Source organism: Nocardia sp. NPDC005978 (assembly GCF_040614455.1).
In the GTDB taxonomy this organism is placed as follows: domain Bacteria; phylum Actinomycetota; class Actinomycetes; order Mycobacteriales; family Mycobacteriaceae; genus Nocardia.
The window spans coordinates 25,542-45,844 of sequence record NZ_JBEXUS010000063.1; the positions used below are offsets into that span (position 1 = coordinate 25,542).

The 20,303-nt window shown below is 70.2% G+C and carries 19 protein-coding genes; 9 read left to right on the forward strand and 10 right to left on the reverse strand.

What is annotated here, in order from left to right:
- Positions 1–285: 285 nt before the first annotated feature.
- Entirely contained in the window at positions 286–1,461 is a 1,176-nt protein-coding gene (locus tag ABZ319_RS25545) for a YhjD/YihY/BrkB family envelope integrity protein (protein WP_354989008.1), read from the forward strand.
- An 8-nt stretch (positions 1,462–1,469) separates the two neighbouring features.
- On the opposite strand, the gene ABZ319_RS25550 is transcribed toward ABZ319_RS25545, so the two are convergent.
- Entirely contained in the window at positions 1,470–2,204 is a 735-nt protein-coding gene (locus tag ABZ319_RS25550) for a TerD family protein (protein ID WP_354989009.1), read from the reverse strand.
- Positions 2,205–2,611: 407 nt separating this feature from the next.
- Here ABZ319_RS25550 and ABZ319_RS25555 point away from each other — a divergent pair, with 407 nt between their 5' ends.
- On the forward strand, positions 2,612–3,367 hold the full coding sequence (locus tag ABZ319_RS25555; RefSeq protein ID WP_354989010.1) for a M15 family metallopeptidase: 756 nt from the start codon (positions 2,612–2,614) through the stop codon (positions 3,365–3,367).
- 3 nt (positions 3,368–3,370) lie between these two features.
- Here the strand turns inward: ABZ319_RS25555 and ABZ319_RS25560 are convergent, their stop codons facing one another.
- From ABZ319_RS25560 to ABZ319_RS25570, 3 genes are all read right to left on the reverse strand, one after another.
- Entirely contained in the window at positions 3,371–4,792 is a 1,422-nt protein-coding gene (locus ABZ319_RS25560; RefSeq protein WP_354989011.1) for a protein kinase, read from the reverse strand.
- A gap of 93 nt (positions 4,793–4,885) precedes the next feature.
- A complete protein-coding gene (locus ABZ319_RS25565) occupies positions 4,886–5,881 on the reverse strand; it encodes a hypothetical protein (protein WP_354989012.1) in 996 nt (331 codons plus the stop codon).
- Positions 5,878–6,798 (reverse strand): universal stress protein, encoded by a 921-nt coding sequence (locus ABZ319_RS25570; protein WP_354989013.1) that lies wholly within the window; start codon positions 6,796–6,798, stop codon positions 5,878–5,880. Before ABZ319_RS25570 ends, ABZ319_RS25565 begins: the two co-directional genes overlap by 4 nt.
- Before the next feature lie 442 nt (positions 6,799–7,240).
- Between ABZ319_RS25570 and ABZ319_RS25575 the strand changes: the two genes are divergently transcribed.
- A complete protein-coding gene (locus ABZ319_RS25575) occupies positions 7,241–7,843 on the forward strand; it encodes a hypothetical protein (protein ID WP_354989014.1) in 603 nt (200 codons plus the stop codon).
- A gap of 4 nt (positions 7,844–7,847) precedes the next feature.
- Here ABZ319_RS25575 and ABZ319_RS25580 read toward each other — a convergent pair whose 3' ends face one another.
- The 4 genes from ABZ319_RS25580 to ABZ319_RS25595 all read right to left on the reverse strand — a co-directional run bounded on the left by ABZ319_RS25580 (position 7,848) and on the right by ABZ319_RS25595 (position 11,793).
- On the reverse strand, positions 7,848–9,932 hold the full coding sequence (locus ABZ319_RS25580; RefSeq protein ID WP_354989028.1) for a heavy metal translocating P-type ATPase: 2,085 nt from the start codon (positions 9,930–9,932) through the stop codon (positions 7,848–7,850).
- Between the two features lie 262 nt (positions 9,933–10,194).
- Complete coding sequence (locus tag ABZ319_RS25585) at positions 10,195–11,109, reverse strand: 2-hydroxyacid dehydrogenase (protein WP_354989015.1); 915 nt, start codon at positions 11,107–11,109, stop codon at positions 10,195–10,197.
- A 51-nt stretch (positions 11,110–11,160) separates the two neighbouring features.
- On the reverse strand, positions 11,161–11,316 hold the full coding sequence (locus ABZ319_RS25590; RefSeq protein WP_354989016.1) for a hypothetical protein: 156 nt from the start codon (positions 11,314–11,316) through the stop codon (positions 11,161–11,163).
- A 9-nt stretch (positions 11,317–11,325) separates the two neighbouring features.
- Positions 11,326–11,793 (reverse strand): hypothetical protein, encoded by a 468-nt coding sequence (locus ABZ319_RS25595; protein WP_354989017.1) that lies wholly within the window; start codon positions 11,791–11,793, stop codon positions 11,326–11,328.
- 164 nt (positions 11,794–11,957) lie between these two features.
- Here ABZ319_RS25595 and ABZ319_RS25600 point away from each other — a divergent pair, with 164 nt between their 5' ends.
- Both ABZ319_RS25600 and ligA read left to right on the forward strand, forming a co-directional pair.
- The gene (locus tag ABZ319_RS25600; RefSeq protein WP_354989018.1) at positions 11,958–12,692 is read left to right on the forward strand and encodes an HAD family hydrolase; all 735 of its coding nucleotides are present in this window, start codon (positions 11,958–11,960) and stop codon (positions 12,690–12,692) included.
- 83 nt (positions 12,693–12,775) lie between these two features.
- Positions 12,776–14,764 carry an NAD-dependent DNA ligase LigA gene (gene ligA / locus ABZ319_RS25605; RefSeq protein ID WP_354989019.1) on the forward strand — a complete coding sequence of 663 codons (1,989 nt, stop codon included), beginning with the start codon at positions 12,776–12,778 and terminating at the stop codon, positions 14,762–14,764.
- Positions 14,765–14,841: 77 nt separating this feature from the next.
- On the opposite strand, the gene ABZ319_RS25610 is transcribed toward ligA, so the two are convergent.
- Both ABZ319_RS25610 and ABZ319_RS25615 read right to left on the reverse strand, forming a co-directional pair.
- Positions 14,842–15,639: an SDR family NAD(P)-dependent oxidoreductase gene (locus tag ABZ319_RS25610; protein WP_354989020.1), complete on the reverse strand. Its 798-nt coding sequence runs from the start codon at positions 15,637–15,639 to the stop codon at positions 14,842–14,844.
- A 183-nt stretch (positions 15,640–15,822) separates the two neighbouring features.
- Complete coding sequence (locus tag ABZ319_RS25615) at positions 15,823–16,725, reverse strand: aminoglycoside phosphotransferase family protein (RefSeq protein WP_354989021.1); 903 nt, start codon at positions 16,723–16,725, stop codon at positions 15,823–15,825.
- A gap of 138 nt (positions 16,726–16,863) precedes the next feature.
- On the opposite strand from ABZ319_RS25615, the gene ABZ319_RS25620 reads away from it, so the two are divergent.
- The 4 genes from ABZ319_RS25620 to ABZ319_RS25635 all read left to right on the forward strand — a co-directional run bounded on the left by ABZ319_RS25620 (position 16,864) and on the right by ABZ319_RS25635 (position 20,193).
- Complete coding sequence (locus ABZ319_RS25620) at positions 16,864–17,052, forward strand: hypothetical protein (RefSeq protein ID WP_354989022.1); 189 nt, start codon at positions 16,864–16,866, stop codon at positions 17,050–17,052.
- 105 nt (positions 17,053–17,157) lie between these two features.
- Positions 17,158–18,153 carry a non-homologous end-joining DNA ligase gene (gene ligD, locus ABZ319_RS25625; protein ID WP_354989023.1) on the forward strand — a complete coding sequence of 332 codons (996 nt, stop codon included), beginning with the start codon at positions 17,158–17,160 and terminating at the stop codon, positions 18,151–18,153.
- Positions 18,154–18,226: 73 nt separating this feature from the next.
- Positions 18,227–18,646 carry a pyridoxamine 5'-phosphate oxidase family protein gene (locus ABZ319_RS25630; RefSeq protein ID WP_354989024.1) on the forward strand — a complete coding sequence of 140 codons (420 nt, stop codon included), beginning with the start codon at positions 18,227–18,229 and terminating at the stop codon, positions 18,644–18,646.
- Between the two features lie 152 nt (positions 18,647–18,798).
- Positions 18,799–20,193, forward strand: coding sequence for an amino acid permease (locus tag ABZ319_RS25635; RefSeq protein ID WP_354989025.1), 1,395 nt, complete (start codon positions 18,799–18,801; stop codon positions 20,191–20,193).
- Positions 20,194–20,303: the final 110 nt, after the last annotated feature.

Below are 20,303 nucleotides of genomic sequence, written 5' to 3' on the forward strand. Positions count from 1 at the left end.
CGCCGGAGGCGAGCGCGTTGGCGGGCGGGAGGAGGAGAACGGCAACCGATACCACCACGCCAAACAGAAGGCCGATTGGTTTCTTTGCTGTCATGGTTTTCGACGATACAACCGGGTGTGAGTCAGGTGGTTTTAACACGCCCGCACAGGATGGATGATTTTGGTGAATTTGAATGTCGGGCTCGCGGTTCGGGTGCCGATGCTGTATGTGGCCGCGGGTGGGGCGGGGTTGCTCGTTTGTTCCGGGGTGGGCCGGGTATTCGCACCTCGAGCGGGAGGTTCGGTATGTCGGAGTCGGTAGTGGTGGCCGAAGATCATCCAGCGACGCCCGCGGACATGCGCCGGGAATCGTGGCTGTGGGTGTTGCGCCGGACCGCCGGGCAACTGCTGAAGGACAAACTCACCGATTGGGCTGCGACACTTACCTATTACAGTGTGCTCTCGATCTTCCCGGGCATTCTGGTGCTGTCCGCGATGCTCAGCATGCTCGGCCCGAACGCCACCGGATCGCTGATCGACACCGTCCGTGAGATCGGCCCGGGCAGCGGTACCGCGCTGCTGGTGGACGCGCTGCGCGAACTCGACGGGTCGAGCGCCCTGGCCGGGCCGCTGGCCATCGCGGGCCTGGTCACCGCCATGTGGACCGCCTCGGGCTATATCGGGGCGTTCATTCGCGCGGTGAATTCCATCTACGGCACCGAGGAGGGCAGGCCGATCTGGAAGACCGTGCCGCTGCAACTCGGGCTCACCGCGATCATGATGGTGCTGGTCGCCCTGTGCGGGCTCGGCGTGGTGGCGAGCGGAACCATTGCCGACAAACTCGGGCACTGGCTCGGAATGGGTTCGGCGGGTATCACCATCTGGAATATCGCCAAATGGCCGGTGCTCGCACTACTGGTGAGTTTGGCGCTGGCGACGCTGTATTGGATCGCGCCGAACGCGCGCCAGCTCGGATTCCGCTGGCTCACACCGGGAAGCGTTCTCGCGGTGTTTCTCTGGATCGTGGCTTCGGCCGGATTCGCTTTCTACGCCGCCAATTTCGGCACCTACAACAAGGTGTACGGTTCGCTGGCGGGTGCGGTGGTATTCCTGATCTGGTTGTGGCTCACTAATCTCGCGGTATTGCTCGGTGCGCAATTCGACGCCGATCTCGCGCGTGGGCGGCGACTCGAACAGGGTGGTTCGCCCGAGGACGATCCGGTGTTGCCGCCCCGGGACGCTCCGCCGCCGGCGGAGGACGAAGCGGCCGGACCCGACGAGGGGAAGGTCGAGCCCGGCGCGGCGACGGCTGATACGAGCAGGCCCAAGGCGGAGCCGAGCACACCCGAGACGGACCCGAGCACGCCGAAGATCGAACCCAGCGCGGCCGAGCGGGTGCCCGAGCCCCGGCTGCTGGAGCACCGGGCCGAGCCGGACGCGCCGGCGCGCGACAAGGATTCGCACCTCAGTAGCGCCGGCTGAGCGGTTCGCTAGCGACGCAGATGTTTGGTGAGCGCCGGGAGCGTCTCGAGCGGGTGTGAGGCGTTGACGGGGTGCCCGATCGGCCGCAATCGCCAGCCCGCCGCCGTGCGCTGGACGGCCGCGACCACCATGCCGGTGGTCGCGGTGGACGTCAGGTCCAGGAAGCTGAGCTCGGCGCGCGTGATGCCGTCCATGATCCGGCAGTAGGCGTTCGGGACGGCGTCGAAGGTGTGCCGGTGGTAGGAGGTGACCACGAAGACGATCGCGGTCGCCCGCGGGTGCACCCGCGAGAGATCGGCCGTGATGACCTCGCACTCGCCCGCGCCCGTGCTCAGCAGGCTGCCGCCGTGATGGCGAATCGCGTTGTCGTCCGAGGTCAGCCGATCGAAATAGACGGCGTCGAGCAGCGTGTGCCCGTCGAACACCAGGGCCGCCGCGTCGAGATCGGCGGCGCCGGAAGGAATTGCGCCGTCACCGCCGGCTCGCCCCCAGCCCAGTCCCATCCGTACGTGACGAACGGTGTCATTGTGTCCGGCGCCGGGTGGTTCGAACCCCGCGAGCGGAGCCGTGACGGGTCCCTGCCCCACGGGATGCGCGATCCGCGAAATCGATTGCCGCCGTGTACTGGATCGACCGATTCGGACTCGATGTCCGGTCCGGGGCCGGTTGGCCGACTCGTTCCACACCGCGCGCTCGATATCTCGCTGGATCGTTCCCTGCATGGGCAGCTCCTGTTCTCCCATGTGCCGAACCGGATCCCGCCGCACAGAGCAATCCAACCCGGGGAAAGGGCCGCCTCGCGGGCGCGATTGCACCCCGCTCGCAGCAGATTTCGCCGATACCTTCGGCGTAGGGTTCACTGCGGCTGGGCTCCGACCGAAAACCACCCGTGACGCATTGTGGTTGCGCCGCAACGGGGTTCGTCTCGCACAATCATCCGCGTGCCCACAGTATACCGCGCGCTATCGGCGATCACGGGGAAGCGAGCGGTCCAGTGTGTCGGCCCGTGCACGCGGTGGCACGGCGCGATTCGCGCCCGGCGGACGGCGATTCGCGCGGGATTCGCGGCAATTCTTCGAAGGGCCGTGTGCTGCGGTGCATCCCGGCGTAGCTCCGCGGGGGATCCGACGCGGCGTACTAGCCTGCTGCCATGGCTGGTCTGCGACGGTGGCTGGTGGTCTTCACGGTGCTGGGGCTGAGTGTGGGCTGCGGATCCGGGGGGCCGGAGCGTGGAGTGCCGCCCACATCCGCGCCGGGGGTGCGGGAAACCACTGCCGTGCCGCCGGTTTCGGTGGTGCCGCCGGTGTCCGAGCAGGCCCGCACGGCCGGCTTCGTCGACGTCCGCACGGTGGTGCCGGACGCGGTGCTCGATCTGCGCTACGCGAGGCCGGACAACTTCGTCGGCCTTGCCCTCTACCCGCCGTCCGCGCGGTGCCTGGTGCACGAGTCCATGGCGCCCGGCCTGGTGACTGCGGCGGAGCGGTTGCGGGCCCAGGACGCGGTACTGGTGTTCTGGGACTGCTACCGGCCGCACGAGACCCAGGTGCGGATGTTCGAAGCGGTGCCGGACCCGGCCTGGGTGGCGCGCCCCGGCGCGTTCGCGCGCAGCCACGAGGCGGGGCGGTCGGTCGATGTGACGTTCGCGCGGAACACCGCGCCGTGCCCGGCCGAACGGCGGCTGGGCGACCGGTGCCGAGCGGACATGGGCACCGACTTCGACGAGTTCTCCCCCGCGGCACAGGCGTTCGCGACCACCGGGGTCGAACCGGCGGCACAGGCCGAACGCGCCCGGCTGCGGGAGGCGATGCTCGCGGGCGGGCTGGCGGTGTACCCGGGGGAGTGGTGGCACTTCGACGGGCCCGGCGCGTATGTCGAACGGCCGATTCTCGATGTGCCGGTGGGGTGACCGTCAGCGGCGCAGGGTCGCGTGAATGGTGAGGTTGCGGTTCTTCGACGCCGCGTAATAGGTGGAGGTGAACTCCAGCGTGCCATCGTCTTTCGGGGTGAGGGTGATCGAGGACTGCACGCAGGTGCCCTGATCGATCGACTCGGTCAGCTTGCGTACCGTGCCGTCGGCGTACCCGGTCTCGGTCCACACGCCCCGGCAGTTCAGCTGCGGATAGTTCACCAGCGCGCGCAGCGGCGGGCCGTCGGAGATGTCCGCGACGACGTCGAAACCCGACTGATCACCCGATACCGTGCCGGACCAGCGGCCGGTCAGCGACGAAGCGGGCGTTGACGGCCGGGTGCCCGCTCCCGGACCGGTCGGGGACGTCGCGGACGGCGTCGCGGACGCGCCCGGGTCGCCGGTGTCGTCCGGTCGCAGGGCGATCACGCCCGCCACCACGAGCAGCGCGAGCACCGCCGAAACCGCCGCGCCCACAACGATTCCGCGCCGGGAGCGCCCGGGCGCCGGCGAGGGCCGGGTCGGCGGCGCCGGCGCCTGCACCGGAGAGGTCACGGTGACGGCCAGATGCGGGGCGGCCAGTGCGCTCGCCGCGGCCTCGGCCAGCGCGCGGCAGGTCGGATACCGATCCGCGGGGTCCTTGGCCATCGCCGTCGCGATCACCGTATCGATCGCGGGCGGCAGGTGCGGATGCGTCTCGCTCGGCCGCGGCGGCGTCGCGGCCATGTGCGCGTGCATGATCGCCATCGGATTGGAGCGGGGGAACGCGACCGAACCGGTGAGCATGGCGTGCAGGGTGCAGCCGAGCGAATAGATGTCGGCGCGATGGTCGACCTCGACGCCCTCGATCAGTTCCGGCGCCGCGTAGGCCAGCGTCCCGAGGAAGCTCCCGGTCTGGGTGAGCACGGTCGCGCTGTCCAGGGTGCGTGCGATTCCGAAGTCGCTCACCAGAACTCGCTCGGAATCGGCTGAACCGTCCCACCCGGGCGTCACCATGAGGTTCGCGGGTTTGATGTCGCGATGCAGGATGCCGCGCTGATGCGCCGCGTCCAGCCCGCGGGCGGCCTGGGCCAGGATGTCCAGCGCCTGTGCGGGATCGAGCCCGTTGGCCCGTTCGCTCATCAGCATCGCGGCGTTGGAGCCCTCGACGAACTGCATGGCCAGCCACATGAGCCCGTCCGCGCTCCCGCAGTCGTGCACCGAGACCACGTTGGGGTGATCGAGTTGCGCGGCCAGATGCGCCTCCCGCTCGAACCGCACCCGGAACGAGGGATCGATCCCCAGCGCGGGCGCGAGCACCTTGAGCGCGACGTGCTTGGGCAGTCGCGGATGCTTGGCCAGATACACCGTGCCCATGCCGCCGGTGCCCAGCGCACGCACGATCGTGTAGCCCGCCAGCACCGACCCCGGTGTGAGACTCGCCAACGATCCGCCCACCCTGTATGCCGTCCAACAGTGCTCCGGCTACAAACATATCTCCGGCCCGCCGCCCGCGGCAGCACGACGTCCGTTCGGGCGTTATCGCACGACCAGGAAATCCGAGACCGGCAGGCGCGGGGTCGCGATGCGCGGCCCGTCGCCGGGAGCCGTGCCGGCCCGGATGACCAACTGCGGCACGGTGTGATCGGGCAGCAGGCCCGCGATGAGATTGCGGGCCTGGGCCAGTTCGGTGATGTGGCTGAGGGTGCAGGTGGCCGTTCCGGCGACCGTGCACTCGAGCAGGACGATGGACAGGGCGCCGCCGGTGCGGATCCAGTCGGCGGGGGTGTCCGCGGGGGAGCTCAGGACCAGCAGGGTGGCGGCGTCGGGGGTGCGGTCGACCGGTGCGGCGGCGCCCTCCGGTTGCGGGAAGTCGCGGCCGACCGCCACCAGCGCGGCGGTCGCGGGCGCTATCAGCGCGCGCTCCGGGATGCCCGTCGACTGTTCGGAATGGCCTGCCCACCAGCGTAATTCGGCCTGGTACGGCATGTCGTAGCGTTGCAGCGCGGCGGTGCGCCCGGACATCTTTGTCAATTCCGCGCGCGCGTTCTCGTCCAGGACATCGAGCAAAATCTCGAACCGCGCGGCCAGGTGCGCGAGTTCGTCGGGGGTTTCGGACCAGTCCCGGGGCGCGCGCATGGGACGGCGCTCGGAGTAGCGCTCGGGGATGGCCTCGGCGCGGATCCGCACCGCGTCGGGCAGCTCCGGGCCGGCTCGAAACCGCAGCGCCGCGAGATGATCGGGGCGCTCGCGTTCGGGCAGCAGGGTGATCTCGGTGCCCCAGCCCAGGGTGAGGAAGGCGGTGCGGGCGTGCTGCAGCATCGCGCCGCAGCTGATGACCAGCTGTCGTCCACGCGGATCCGCGAGGGGGAGTTGACGTTTGCGATCGCTGTACAGGTGCAGGACGCCGTTCTGCCACTCCCACCGCCACGGCTGCGAATTGTGGACCGACGGGGCGCGCGAGGCCAGGTGCAGGGCCGCTTCGACCGTCTGGAGATCGGGGGTCGCGGCGCCCCCGGCCGGCGCCGGACTCACGCGCGGTTCCGTGCTTCGTGCACGACCATGACCGGGCAGTGCGAGCGCTGCACGAGGGTGTTGCTGGTCGAGCCGAGCAGCCCGCCCACGATCGCGCCGCGCCCGCGGCTGCCCACAACCAATAGCTGCGCGCGTTCGGACCAGTCCGCGAGCAGCTCCCGGGCATCGCCGAGCGTCACCTCCCGGCGCACGTTCACCTCGGGGAATCGCTCCTGCCAGCCCGCCAGTCGCTCGCCCAGGACCTCTTCCTCCGCGCGCAGGATGTCCTGCGGGTCGGCGGGTGGTTGCAGCAGCCGGGCATAGCTTTCGAAGAGAGGTTCCTGCCAGGCATGCACGGCTACGAGCGGGACACCGCGCAGGGCGGCCTCCTCGAACGCCGCGGCCGTGGCCGCCGCGCTGGTGGCGCTGCCGTCGACGCCCACGACCACCGGACCGTCGCTCCAGCGGCGCTCGGCCCCGCGGACCACGACCACCGCGCCCTCGCTCTTGCTCGCCACCGACAGCAGAATCGACCCGAGCCGGCCCGCACCGGTGCGATCGACCGGCCCGCCGATCACGAGAAGATGCGCGGTCGCGGACAGGTCTATGAGCAGCGACGCCGGGTGGGCGCTGCTCACCTCGGTGCGCACGACCACCGCCGGATACAGTTCGCGGGCGAGTTCGCTTGCCGCGGCGACTTTTTCGTCACCGTACTGGTGAATAGACTCGGTCACGTCGGGTTGCAGCTGCGAGTACGAGCCCAGCAGCGCCCGCGTCACGTCGAGGTTGGTGCCGGTGGCGACGAGGAGTTCACGACCGCGCTCGGCCGCGACCCCGGCCGCCCAGCGCACCGCGTCGGCGGCCGCCGGTGACCCGTCGACGCCCACCACGATCGGGGCCGAAGCCAGTTGATGCGGATTGTCGGCGGCGAGATCCATCCGAAGCCTCCCTCGTCGATGAACGGCTGATCCCGGTCGAACGTGCGGGACCCGGGTCGAACATGCGGGATCCGGGTCGAACGTGTGCTCAGCCTCGACCTTACCTGGCTAACTTTCAGCATCCATTGCGGTGTCGTGAACGGCTCGCTCCCGGGCGGCGGCCGCTTCCGGGCTCGGCCGGTGAGCCCGCATCGGGCGCGGCGCGTCCGCCGCCGGACGCGGGCGCGGTGCTCGCCGAATCCGGCGCCGGCGGTGCGGATTCGAGTTCGCGCCGGTGCCGAAGTGCTCGGGCCGGGAACGGAATCGGCAAGTTTCGGTCGCTTCGGCGTGTCACTTAAGCGTGTCGTTGCGTTTTCCCTGCACAAACCACTTTTCGGGGCGTATCGAAGTGGGTATTGCTAACGGGTAGTCGGTGGTGTGGCACCGGGAGGAGGTGGGCCGGGTGTCGGAGACTCCGTCCTGGTCGGTTCGGTGGTGGCGGGTGCTGCCCTGGAATCCCAGTCCGCTCATGCGAGGTTCGGACCGATTCGAGGTTCTGCTGCGGTTCCTGGCGGCGATCGCGGTGGTGGTGTCGGTACCGGTGGCGGGGGCCGTGGGGACGGCAAGTTACACGGGGGCAGCCGCGCGCATCGCGGCACAGGACGCGGGCAAGACCCGGGTGGAGGCGCAGGTGACCGAACAGGCCGTGCGGCTCGGGACCTCGGATCGCTACGGGGCGTACCACGATCGCTACGAGGCGCGGGTGCGCTGGACCTTCGCGGGCGCGGAGGAGACCGCGAAGGTGGAGGTCGACACCCTGGCCCAGGTGGGGGAGCAGGTGCCGCTGTGGATCGGGCGCGACGGCAAACCCGCCGCCGCGCCGACCCGGCCGGGCGCCGCGGCGGCCGAGGGGATCGGTACCGGGCTGGCGCTGCTGGTCGAGACCTGGTGCGCGGCAGCGGCTTCGGTGTGGATCGCGAGCGCCGTGCTGGAGTCCCGGCGCAACGCGCGGTGGGAGCGGGAATGGCGGGAGCTGAACCGGCCGATCGGCAAGGACACGCTCTGATCGGTTACCCGGTCGCCGCCGCGGGCTCGCGCACCGGCTCGAGCGGGGCGGGCCGCAGATCCAGGCGGCGCAGCAACTGCGCGTTGACCGCGACCACGACCGTGGACGCCGACATGAGCAGTGCGCCGACCTCCATGGGCAGGGTGACGCCCCACGGCGCCAGCACGCCCGCGGCCAGCGGTACGGCGATGATGTTGTAGCCCGCCGCCCAGACCAGATTCTGAATCATCTTGCGGTAGGTCGCCTTCGAGAGCGTGATCACCGAGACCACCGAGCGCGGATCGTCACTGGCCAGCACCACGCCCGCCGAGGCGATGGCCACGTCGGTGCCCGCTCCGATGGCTATGCCGACGTCGGCGCGAGCCAGGGCGGGCGCGTCGTTGACGCCGTCGCCGACCATGGCCACCCGGTGACCCGAGTCCTGCAGTGCCTGCACCTTCGCGCCCTTGTCCTGCGGCAGGACCCCGGCGAACACCTCGTCGATCCCGAGCTGCTCGGCGACCGTGCGGGCCACGGGTTCGGCGTCACCGGTGATCATGGCGACGTGGATGCCCCGCGCGTGCAGATCGGCGACCGCGCGGGCGGATTCGGGCCGGATCTCGTCGGCCAGGGCGAGTGCGCCGACCACCGCGCCGTCGCGCAGCACGTGCAGCACGGTCGAACCCTGCTCGGCCCAGTGCGCCGCCTCGGGGGCGGGATCGAGCTGGTGCTCCGTGAGCATGCCGGGACCGCCCACGCTCACGGTCGCGCCGCCGATGGTCGCCGTGACCCCGATTCCGTTGCGGGCGGCGAAGTCTCCGGCCGTTGGCACGGTCAGCCCGCGATCGGCCGCGGCCTGCACGATGGCTCGGCCCAGCGGGTGCTCGCTGTCGGATTCCGCGGCCGCGGCCAGGGCAACCACCTCGTCCTCGCTGATCGCCGCCGTGGTCGCCGCGGCCCCGACCACGGCCGGTTCGCCGCGGGTCAGGGTGCCGGTCTTGTCGAACAGCACCGCGTCCACGGTCCGCATGGCTTCCAGCGCCCGGCGATCGGTGATGAGGATGCCCGCCTTGGCCGCGCGCTCGGTGGCGATGGACACGACCAGCGGGATGGCCAGGCCGAGCGCGTGCGGGCAGGCGATGACCAGCACGGTGATGGTGCGCGTCACCGCCGAATCCGGCTCGCCGAGCAGGGTCCACACGATCGCGGTCAGCACCGCCGAACCCGAGGCGAACCAGAACAGCCAGCCCGCCGCCCGGTCGGCGAGCACCTGCGCGCGCGAGGTCGAGTTCTGGGCCTCGGCGACCAGGCGCTGAATCCCGGCCAGCGTGGTGTCGGTGCCGACCGCCGAAATGCGCACGCGCAGTGCGGAATCGGTGGTGACTGTGCCCGCGACCACCGGATCGCCGGGGCCGCGCCGCACCGGGCGGGATTCGCCGGTCACCATGGATTCGTCCACGTCCGCGGCGCCGGATTCCACGACGCCGTCCGCGGGCACGCGCCCGCCCGGCCGCACCACGACCAGCTCGCCGGTCCGCAGCTGATCCAGCGCGATCGTGGTGACCGTCCCGTCGTCCTCGACCCGCTCGGCCTCGTCGGGCAGCAGTGCGGCCAGCGATTCCAGCGCGCTGGACGCCTGCCCGAGCGAGCGCATCTCGATCCAGTGCCCGAGCAGCATGATCACGATGAGCAGCGCCAGCTCCCACCAGAAATCCAGCTCGTGCGAGAGCAGCCCGAGCGTCGAGCCCCAGGACGCGACGAACGCCACCGTGATCGCCAGCGCGATGAGCAGCATCATCCCCGGCTGCCGCGCCCGGATCTCGGACACCGCCCCGGTCAGGAACGGCCGCCCGCCCCAGACGTACATGAGCGTGCCCAGCGCGGGCGAGACCCACTTCAGCGCCCCGGGCACGCTGTACCCGACGAGGTCCGCGAACATCATGTCCGCCGCGACGGTCGGGATCGCGATCACCAGCATGATCCAGAACATCCGCCGGAACATGGCGACGTGGTCCCCGTGCCCGCCGTGGCCGCTGTGCTGTCCGTGCCCGTCGTGCCCGGCGTGGTCCGGCCGTGTGCTGTGGTCGGCGTGGTCCGAATGGCTGGTCATGCCGGCCGGGCCGGAACCCGCGGATCCGGTGCCGTTGCCCGAATCGGCCACCGTCGGCGGGTGGGTGGCCGGTGGGGTGTGGCCCGCGTGTCCGTCGTGCTCATGGCCCGAATGGGTCGGGTCCGTGCCGGAACCGGACGAAGCATGATCAGTGGACATGATCTCGACTATATACCCTAGGTGGGTATCTGTCGGGAGGTGCTTTCGGCGTGCGGGCGGGGTTTCGGCCGGTGGCCGGGCGGCTGAGCTGCGGATTCTCGGGTCAGTACTCGCCGTGCACCAGGTTGCGGGGTTCCTCGCCGGCGACGTAGCGGGCGATCTCCTCGGTGGCGACGGCCCAGCCGCGTTCCATGCTGCCGCGACTGCTGCCGCCCACGTGCGGGGTGAGCAGCAGGCCGGGCGCGTCCCAGAGCGGGTGGCCGGCGGGCAGGGGTTCGGGGTCGGTGACGTCGAGGATCGCGCGCAGGCGGCCGGTGTGAAGTTCGGCGAGCAGATCATCTGTGCGGACCACCGGGCCGCGTGCCGCGTTGACCAGAATCGCGCCGTCGGCCATGCGGGCCAGGAAGGCCGCGTCCACCATGCCGACGGTCCGGCTCGTCACCGGGACCATGAGCACGACGGCGTCGAAATCGCCGAGCAGCGAGGGCAATTCGTCGATCCCGTGTACGCCGTCGCGAGCGGTGGTGCCTACGAGCGCCACCGTGGTGCCGAACGGGGCGAGCATGCGCCGCAGTTCCTCGGCGAGATTTCCCGCGCCCACGATCAGAATTCGCTTGCCGTGCAGGGTATCGGTCTGATGCTGGGTCCAGCGGTGCTCGCGCTGTGCCACCGCGAACCCGGTGAATTCGCGATACACGCTCAGCAGTCCGGTCATGACCCATTCGGCCGTGCTGGCCCCGTGCGCGGCCCGTGCGATCGAGATGCGCACGCCCTCGGGCACTTTCCCGACCCAGGACTCCGCGCCGGCGGTGAGCAACTGCACCAGGCGCAGGCCGGGCAGCGCGTGCACGATGCGCGCGGCCTCGGGACCGACCAGGAATCCGGGGACCAGGATCTCGGCCTTCTCGGCGCCGTCCGGCAACGGCTTGCCGGGGGAGAAGCGCAGCGCGCGAACCCCGTCCACGCGCGAAAGCGCCGCGAGGCCGTAATCATCCGGAACAAGCACCGTCACCGTCATGGGTGCGACGCTAGCGGATGGGCCCCGCGGCGCTCTGTACCTAGCAGTGGGTCAGTAATACCAGCGTCTCCCGCCGACCGGCCGGCCGGCCGAGCCGAGCGCCCACAGGACCACGCCCGCCACCAGCAGAATGATGCCGAGGGTGGTCAGCAGCGAGAAGCCGAGGAGCCAACCGGCGATGAGCAGGACAAGACCTAAAATAACCATGATCGATTCCTATTTCGAGAGCGATTCGGCCGCGCCGGAGCCCACCGGCTTGGAGCTCTGGGTGCGGTTCAGGAACTTGTTGAACGACCAGGTCGGTTCCTGAGCCGGTGCGGCCGCCGCGGGCTTGGCAGCCGCGGGCGCCGAGGGCTTCGGCGCAGTCGGGGCGGGTACGGGCTTGCTGAGTTCGGTTCGCGCCGCGGCCATTTCGCGCCGTGACTGTCTCAGCTCCCGGCGGGCGATGGCGCCGCGCCGCGATGTGGTCCACAGCCCCGCGAGCATCATGATGAGCCCGCAGGTACCCACGGCGCCGATGAGGATGCCATAGGCGAACAACAGCCCCGAGGAGCCGCCGTAGGCGTGGTCGAATACGGTGAAACCATTGGCGAGCACGTGGTCTTCGCCGCTGTTGGCCTGTATGCCGGCGACACCGATGGCCACCGCGCCGAGGAGGGCGATAAGCCCGATGATGGTGAACATGGTGCTGCAATTCCCGCTGCTCGAGGCATCAAACCTGGCGATCGGAGCGTTGTTCGCGGCGCGCCGCTCCCGGTTTTCGCGCCTGCGGGCGTAGGAATTCTGCGGTCGCCGTGCGCGGGTCCCGCGTCGGCCACACGGCCGCGCCTGATCTGATGTCGGACATCATGCCGAATTCACCTGACAGTCCCGAGCTGCCGGTTTCGCCCGCCTCCGGGATCGCCGCGGTCGTCTTCGATTGGCGCGGCACCCTTGTCAGCGAACTCGACGCGCGCGGATGGGTGCGCGAGGCGCTGCGACGACGCCACGCCGCAGCCTCGGGCGCGGTCGTCGACGACGCGGCGATCGACGCGGTACTGAGCAGGATCCACACCCCCGAACTCCGCCGCCGGCTCCAGGCCCCGGACGGCAACATCGGCGAAAAACGCCATCGCGAAACCTATTTCGGGGTGTTCGCCGACGCGGGGCTCGATGACGCTCTCGCCCGGGCACTCTGGGACGTGGATTCGGATCCGTCGTACAACACCTTCGCCGCCGACGCCGCCGAAACCGTTGCCGCCCTATTCGACAGCGGTCGCGCGGTCGGCGTGCTGAGTAATATCCACTTCGACATCAGGCCGTTCTTCCGCGACCCGCCGTTCGATCGAATCCCGGAGCGGGCCTTCGTCCTGTCGTGCGAGGCCGGCGTGCAGAAACCGGACCCGGCGATCTTCGAGGAGATGCTCGCGCGGCTCGGAACCCGGGCCGCGGCGACGCTGATGGTCGGGGATCGGGAGAACCGGGACGGCGCGGCGCGGCGGGTCGGCATGCCGGCCCTGATCGTCGAGCCGCTGACCGACCCGGCCACCCGGCAACTCGGCCGGGTCGCGGCCTTCGTCGCCGGTCACGGCGATCCCCGCTGACGCGGGTGCCCGGCCCGGCCCGCCGCCCGGCAGTACCGGTCGGTTCATGCGGCTGTCAGTGGGTATGGGTAGCGTCCCATGTCGTGGAAATTGGGGAGAACATCCGAGAGCTCGCGACACGCATCGTGGAGCTGCGCGAGGCCTACTATCAGGGCTCGCCGTTGGTCGCGGACGCCGATTACGACGCCGTCGAGGACGAGCTGCGCGCTCTGATCGAGGCCAATCCCGAACTCGCGCCCGACCCGAACCCGTTGGACGAGGTCGGCGCGCCGGGCGTGCTGCACGCCCCGATCCGGCATTCGCGGCCCATGCTCTCGCTGGAGAAGGCGACCAAGCCCGAGCAGGTCGCGGCCTTCCTGGACCGGTTCCCGGGGCAGTCGGTCGTGGTGATGCCCAAGCTCGACGGGCTGTCACTGTCCCTGGTCTACGAGGACGGGCGGCTACAGGTCGCGGCCACCCGCGGCGACGGCACCACCGGTGACGACGTGACCCCGCTGGTGCGCGCGCTGGTCGACGGCGTGCCCGACCGCATCGACACCCCGGGACGGGTGGAGGTGCGCGGCGAGGCGGTCATGCTGCGCTCGACCTTCCTGGCCTACAACACCGCGCATCCGGACAAGCCGCTGATCAATCCGCGCAACGCCGCGGCGGGCACACTGCGCGCCAAGGACCCGGCCACGGTCGCCGAACGGCGGCTGCAGTTCTTCGGCTTCGACCTGGACACCGACGAGGACACCGCGGTCGACCTGGAAGAGGGGCTGCGCACGCTCGGCATTGCCGGCGCGCGGATGCGGCACTGCGCCGATGCCGAGCAGGCGCAGGCCGCGATCGGCGTCATCGAGGCCGATCGCAACGACCTGGACTACGACCTGGACGGCGCGGTGCTGCGCCTGGCCGATCGAGATGCCTACGCGGCGGCCGGAACCCGCTCCAACTCCCCGCGCGGCGCACTGGCGTTCAAATTCGCGGCCGAGGAGAAGACCACCCTGCTGCGCGAGGTCATCTGGGATGTGGGCAAGACCGGCAAGATCGTCCCCGTGGCCTGGCTCGAGCCGGTCTTCGTGGGCGGCACCACGGTCACCAAGGCCACCCTGGCCAACCAGGAGGTGATCCGCGCCCGCGACATCAAGGTCGGCGACACGGTGCTGGTGCGCCGCGCGGGCGACGTGATCCCGTTCGTGGCGGGCGTTCTCGACGCCGCCAAGCGCACCGGCGAGGAGATCGACATCGTCGCGCCGACCGTCTGCCCGTCCTGCGCCCAGCCGGTCACCGAACAGGGCAACAGCCGGGAACTGTTCTGCACCAACGCCTCCTGTCCCGCCCAATCGGTGCGCAGGCTCATCCACTGGGCCTCGCGCGCGGCGGCGGACATCGACGCCATCGGCCAGGTGTGGATCGAGCGCCTGGCCGAGGCGGGCATCCTGGAGAACCCCTCGGACTTCTACACCCTCACCAAGGATCGGCTCCTCGAATTCGACCGCGTCGGTGAGGTTTCCGCGCAGCGCATGATCGATTCGATCGACGCCAGCCGCCAGGTCGGCCTGCGCCGCGCACTCATCGGCCTGTCGATTCCCATGGCCTCGGAGGGCACCGCGGCGCGGCTGGCCCGCGCGGGCTTCGGTTCCCTCGAGGAGGTCGCCGACGCGGGCGAGGAGCGCCTGGTCGAGGTCGAGGACATCGGCGCCAAGGTGGCCGCGTCACTGACCTCGCACCTGGCGCGGCTGCGGCCCGAGCTCGAGCGCCTGCGCGAATACGGTGTCTCCCTGGACGTTCGCGCGGAGGATCTGCCCCCGGTGGTGGCCGCGGGCGCGCCGCTGGCGGGCAAGACGGTCGTCATCACCGGCGCGCTGGCGGATCCCCGCTCGGGTGAGAAGGTGGCCCGGCCGACCTTCCAGCGGCTGTGCGAGAAGGCCGGCGCCACCGCCGCGTCCTCGGTCTCGGCCAACACCGACATGCTGATCACCGGCGCGGGCGTGGGCGAAAGCAAGCTCACCAAGGCCGAGAAGCTCGGCGTGCAGGTGGTGGATCAGGCCGAGATCTGGACCCTGCTCATCGACGCGAAGGTCGTCTAGCCGGCCGAGAACGCGGAATCCGTTCGCAGCCGGGCACGTCGGCCGCGAACGGATTCCCACGCGGTGAGTTTCCCGGGTTACCGGCCTCCGTAGGTCGAGCGCATCGAGCGTCCCATGATGCCGATGGCGGTCCGGCGGGGGAGCAGTCTCGTCAGCAGCGTGCCGCTGATTCTGTTGAGCCGACCCGGAATCACCGACGGCCGGCGGCCGAGCGCGTTCAGGCCCGCGGCCACCACCGGGCCCACCGCCATGACGTCGGGGGTGGAACGGTTTTCGCGGGGGTTGTCCTTGCGATACCCCGGGGTCTCGGTCGCGCCGGGGATGACGGCGGTGATGTCCACGCCCTTGGATCGCCATTCCTCCCACAGGGTTTCGGCCAGGTGCAGGGTGAGCGCCTTGGTGCTCGCGTAGGACGCGTACATCGGGGTGCCGAGCAATCCGGACATGGAGCTGAGCAGGATGACGCCGCCGCGCCCGCGCTCGAGCATCGGCGCGGCGTAGCGGTGCACGACCCGGTACATGCCGGTGACGTTGACGTCCAGCACCTTCAGATGACTCTCCAGCGGCGTATCGACCCACTCCCCGCAGATCGACAGTCCCGCGTTGTAGACGACGAGGCCGATCTCGGTGCCCGCCCCGCACAGCTCGATCTGCGCCAGGGTCTCCGGCGCCGTGATGTCGCCCACGACGGTCTGCGCCCGAATCCCGTGCGCTGCTTCGAGTTCCTTGGCCAGCGCGGCGAGTTCGTCGGTCTCGAGCGACACCAGGATCAGATCCAGACCCCGCGCGGCGAGCTGCCGGCTGAACTCGGCCCCCAATCCGATGGCCGCGCCCACCACCAGCGCGCAGGGGCCGTACTTGTCCGCGAAGCTCATTGTTCGTTCCTCACCGGGACGCGCGTCGGCGCATCCATCGTCCTGTTGTCGCCCAATACAATGACAGCCCGCGGCGTCGCTCGCGCCGCGAGCCGATGGGTGAACCCGCCGTCGCGGCGAGCGATGTTCGCGACAGCGTGCCCGCCACGTCGCGGTCGCCGCCGCCGGTCTCGGCACGAACCATCAGGTCAGAACCGCTGCCAGGTCGTCGGTGGCCGCCACCAGCCAGTCGGGGTCGCCGTGCGCTCTGCCCCACAGGGATTCGCGCACCGCCCCGGCCTGCGTCCAGCGGCGGGCGCGGTCGAAGTCGATGTCCGCCGCGTCGCAGTACACGTGCAGCAGGCGATGGACCCGAGCCCGCAGATCGGGGCCGCGCAGCACTTCCAGGTACCGGGGACTGCGAATCACGTTGAGCGCGTCGGTGGCCGGGTCGCCCGAGTGCCCCTTGGGGTCCACGACGAGCCACGGTTCCCGTTCGGCGGCCAGGATGTTGGCGTCGTGCAGATCGCCGTGCACCAGCGTCGCGGGCCGCTCCGGACCGAGTTCGCGCAGCGTGGCCAGCGCGGCGCCGTACACGGCGGGCGGCAGCGGATGATCGAAAGCCGCCGCGGTCGAAGTCATGTCGCGTTCCCAGCGCGGCACGGCGTCGGCCAGCGCGGGGACCCCGGGCGGCGCGGGCACCGCCAGCCGCCGCGCGAGGTCACCCTGAATCCGCAGCGCCCGTTCATGATCGGTGACCGTGGCCAGGGTGTCCGAACCCGCCCGCTCCAGCAGCATGGCGAAGCGGTCGTCGGCCCGCCGGAACAGCCGTACCGCCCCGCGCCCGTTCCACGCGGCGAAGGCATGGGGTTCGTGGACGTTGCCGGGATGGGGGAACGAGACCTTCAGCACCGCCGGCGGCAGCTCCGCGTGCCGGACCGGGACGATGACCCCGACATGACCGTGCATCGCCGCACCCGCCGGGGTGCAGGACCAGCTGTCCAGCAGTTCGTCGAACAGGCCCGGCAGCGCCGCGATCCAGGTTCGCCCGGCCGCTCCCTCGCGGGCGATCGTGAGCTGGGCGAAGGCGTCCGGAATCGCGATCATGAACCGACTCTAGGCCGGTGCGGTGAGAAGGGCTGTGGCGCAAAGGAGACGGGGCGCGACCGGGTCCGGCAGGTTTGACCCGCGCCGATCCGGCTACTGCGTCCGTGTCAGTGGAACCCCGTAGAAAGGGTGGCCGTCATGGGCTACAGGTTCGAATTGCCGCATTTCTCCAGCGAGGCCAACCTCGCCGAGCAGACCTTGCGCGGCATGGATTCGGTCAGCGCGGTCAGCACCGACGCCGCGTCGGAGACCCTGGACGTCACCTCCTCGCTCAGCTACGGCGAGGTCCTGGACGTACTGCGTCAGCAGGGCATCTCCGCCAAGTAGCGCGGACAGCCGCCCCGCGGCGTAACAACCGGGTCGACCACGGCGAGCCGCCGCGACCCGCGCGCGATCTGGAGGCAAACTCCCGGGCATGTTCCCCATGTCTGATTGCCGGCGCGGGTAGCGGCCGCCGTGGTCTGGCCGCTCGCACACGTTCCCGCCCCCATGCTGGCGACCGCGGGCCGCCCGCCGAACGGCCCCGAGTGGGCAGTCGAGATGAAATGGGACGGCGTCCGCATCATCGCGGTGCGCCGGGACGGAGAGTGTTCGCTCTACAGTCGTGCCGGCAACGCCGTGGGCTCCTCGTACCCCGAGATCGTGGCGGCCCTGAAAGCGGTGCCGGGCAACGGAACCCTCGTGCTCGACGGTGAGATCGTGGCCCCCGAACGCGATGGGGCGCCGTCCTTCGGGCTGCTGCAGCGCCGCATGCACGTGGAGCGCCCGGGCGAGCAACTGCTCGCCGAGGTGCCCGTGCGCTTCTTCGTCTTCGACGTCCTGACCGTCGGCGACCTGGACGTCACGGGCGAGACCTACCTGGACCGCCGGGCCCGGCTCGCCGACCTGGACCTGCCCGCGCCGTTGTCCGCCCCGCCGCACTGGGTCGGCATGGACGCCCGGAAGTTGCTCTACGCCGCGGAAGAGCACCGGCTGGAGGGAATCGTCTCCAAACGCATCGATTCGGTCTACCTTCCGGGCCGCCGCTCACCCGCCTGGATCAAGACCGCGCTGCGGAACAACACCGAAGTGGTGGTTGCCGGTTGGACGCCGGGGACCGGCGCGATGGAATCGACCTTCGGCTCGCTGGTGCTGGGCGCGCACGACGAGAACGGGCGATTGGTCTTCCTGGGGAATGTCGGTACCGGATTCACCCATGCGGCGCGCCGCGCCATTCGCGACACGCTCGATCAAATCGCGGTCCCGGCAAGTCCTTTCGAGCAGACGCCGCCCGAGGCGGCCGCCGCCGGCTGGCGCTGGGTCGAGACCATCCTGGTGGGAGACGTACAGTACCGCGAATTCCGAGGTGGGCGGCTGCGCATGCCGAGCTGGAAGGGCTTGCGCACGGACAAGGTTCCGGCCCAGGTAGACGTGCCCCCGGTGCGCTGAGAATCTCATCCCGAACCGCGCGTTGCGGCAACACAATTGGCATAAATCGGATGTTTCGGCCACAATCGGAGAGATGGTCGGCGATGGTGTTCGAAAGCTCCGCGAGCTCTCGGCTGCCGATTCACTGAAACGCTTGGCCGGGGCGCAATACGGCCGAATCTGTTTCTCCCGCCGCGGTGTTCCGATCATTCGGCCCGTCAATCACATTGTGGAGCTGGACGCCGTCGTCGTGCGTGCGCATTTGGGCGCAAGTCTGCTGCGGGGTGACGGGCAGGTCGTCGCCTACGAGGTTGACGATTTCGACGAGCAGACCCGCAGCGGCTGGAGCGTCATCGTCACCGGCGTCGCCCGGGTGGTCACCGACCGAGAACAGGTGCGGCGCTACGTGACCCTGCTGGACCCGTGGGTCAACATGCCGAGCGATCACGTCATTCGAATCGAGACCGAGGTGGTCACCGGCCTGGAGCTGGTGGACGAGGATACCGACCGGTAACTCCGGTCTGGACGTGTGGTTCGCCTCCGGTAATCTGACACGCCTCGGACCGAGCTCGGCAACCCGTCGGCAAGCTCGGCGCGGTCCCCGGCGTCCCGCGCGCACGACGGCGAGGCTCGGTGCGGCCGCACGCACGTGTGGAAGGAACGTTTGTGACAGCCTCGGAAAGACAGGCCACCGAGCCGGGCTCGGCCACCACCGACGAGGGGTATGCGCGCGGCCTCTCGCCCCGCACCATCCAGATGATCGCGATCGGCGGCGCCATCGGCACCGGCCTGTTCTACGGCGCGGGCGGCGCGATCGAGCAGGCGGGCCCGGCGCTCATCCTGGCCTATCTGGCGGCCGGTCTGGCCATCTTCGTCATCATGCGTGCGCTGGGCGAACTGCTGACCTATCGGCCCGTCGCGGGCAGCTTCGCCGAGTACGCCAACGAATTCCTGGGCCGTTTCGCGGGCTATGCCACCGGCTGGACCTACTGGGCGGTCTGGGTCGCCACCTGCATGGCCGAGATCACCGTGGCGGGCAAGTACGTGCAGTACTGGTTCGCGATACCGCAGTGGGTGACCGCGCTCGTGGTGCTCGGCATCATGTTCCTGGCGAACATGGTCTCGGTGCGCCTGTTCGGCGAGGGCGAGTTCTGGTTCTCGGCCATCAAGGTCACCGCCATCATCGCCATGATCCTCATCGGCCTTGGTGTCCTCATCTTCCACTTCGGACAGGCCACGAACCCGACGGTCGCCAATCTGTGGAACGACGGCGGCGTCTTCCCGAACGGCTTCGGCCAGACCCTGCTGGTCCTGCAGATCGTGCTGTTCGCCTACGTCGGCGTGGAACTGGTCGGCGTCACCGCCGGCGAGGCCCGCGACCCGAAGAACACCCTGCGCAAGGCCATCAACACGCTGCCGTTCCGCATCGGGCTGTTCTACATCGGCGCGCTCGTCATCATCATGTCGGTCTCGAGCTGGCGGACCTTCCACGCCGGGCGCAGTCCCTTCGTGGAAGTTTTCGAGCAGATCGGCATCCCCGGCGCGGCCGCCATCATCAACTTCGTGCTGCTCACCGCGGCGCTCTCGTCCTGCAACTCCGGCATCTACTCCACCGGGCGCATGCTGCGCAGCCTCGCCCAGCGGGAGGAGGCCCCGGCCCGGCTCGGCGCGCTCAGCTCTCGGTCGGTGCCCTCGGCCGGCATCGCGCTGTCGGCGGCGGTCATGGTGATCGGCGTCGGCGTGAACTACTTCTCCCCGGACAAGGCGTTCGCGTACATCACCTCGGTCTCGACCATCGGCATCATCTTCGTCTGGGGCATGATCCTGGTCTGCCACTTCCTGTACCGGGCCCGGGTACGGCGGGGGCTGCTGCCCGCGAGCGACTACCGGCTGCCGGGCGCGCCGGTCAGCACAGCGCTGGCGCTGGGCTTCCTGCTGCTGGTGGTGGTGCTGCTGTTCTTCACCGAGGCCGGTCGAACCGCGATCATCGTCGGCGTGGTGTGGGGTGCGCTGGTGTGCGCGGCCTACCCGCTGCTCGCGCGCGGCCGACGCGCCGCCTGACTTTCTCGCGTGCCGGTGGCGGCCCGCCCCGCCCCGGGGCGCCCCCCCCCCCAAAGCGGTGTACTGCCCACAATTTAAAGCACCGTAAAGTCCACCGCCCACCACCCCGG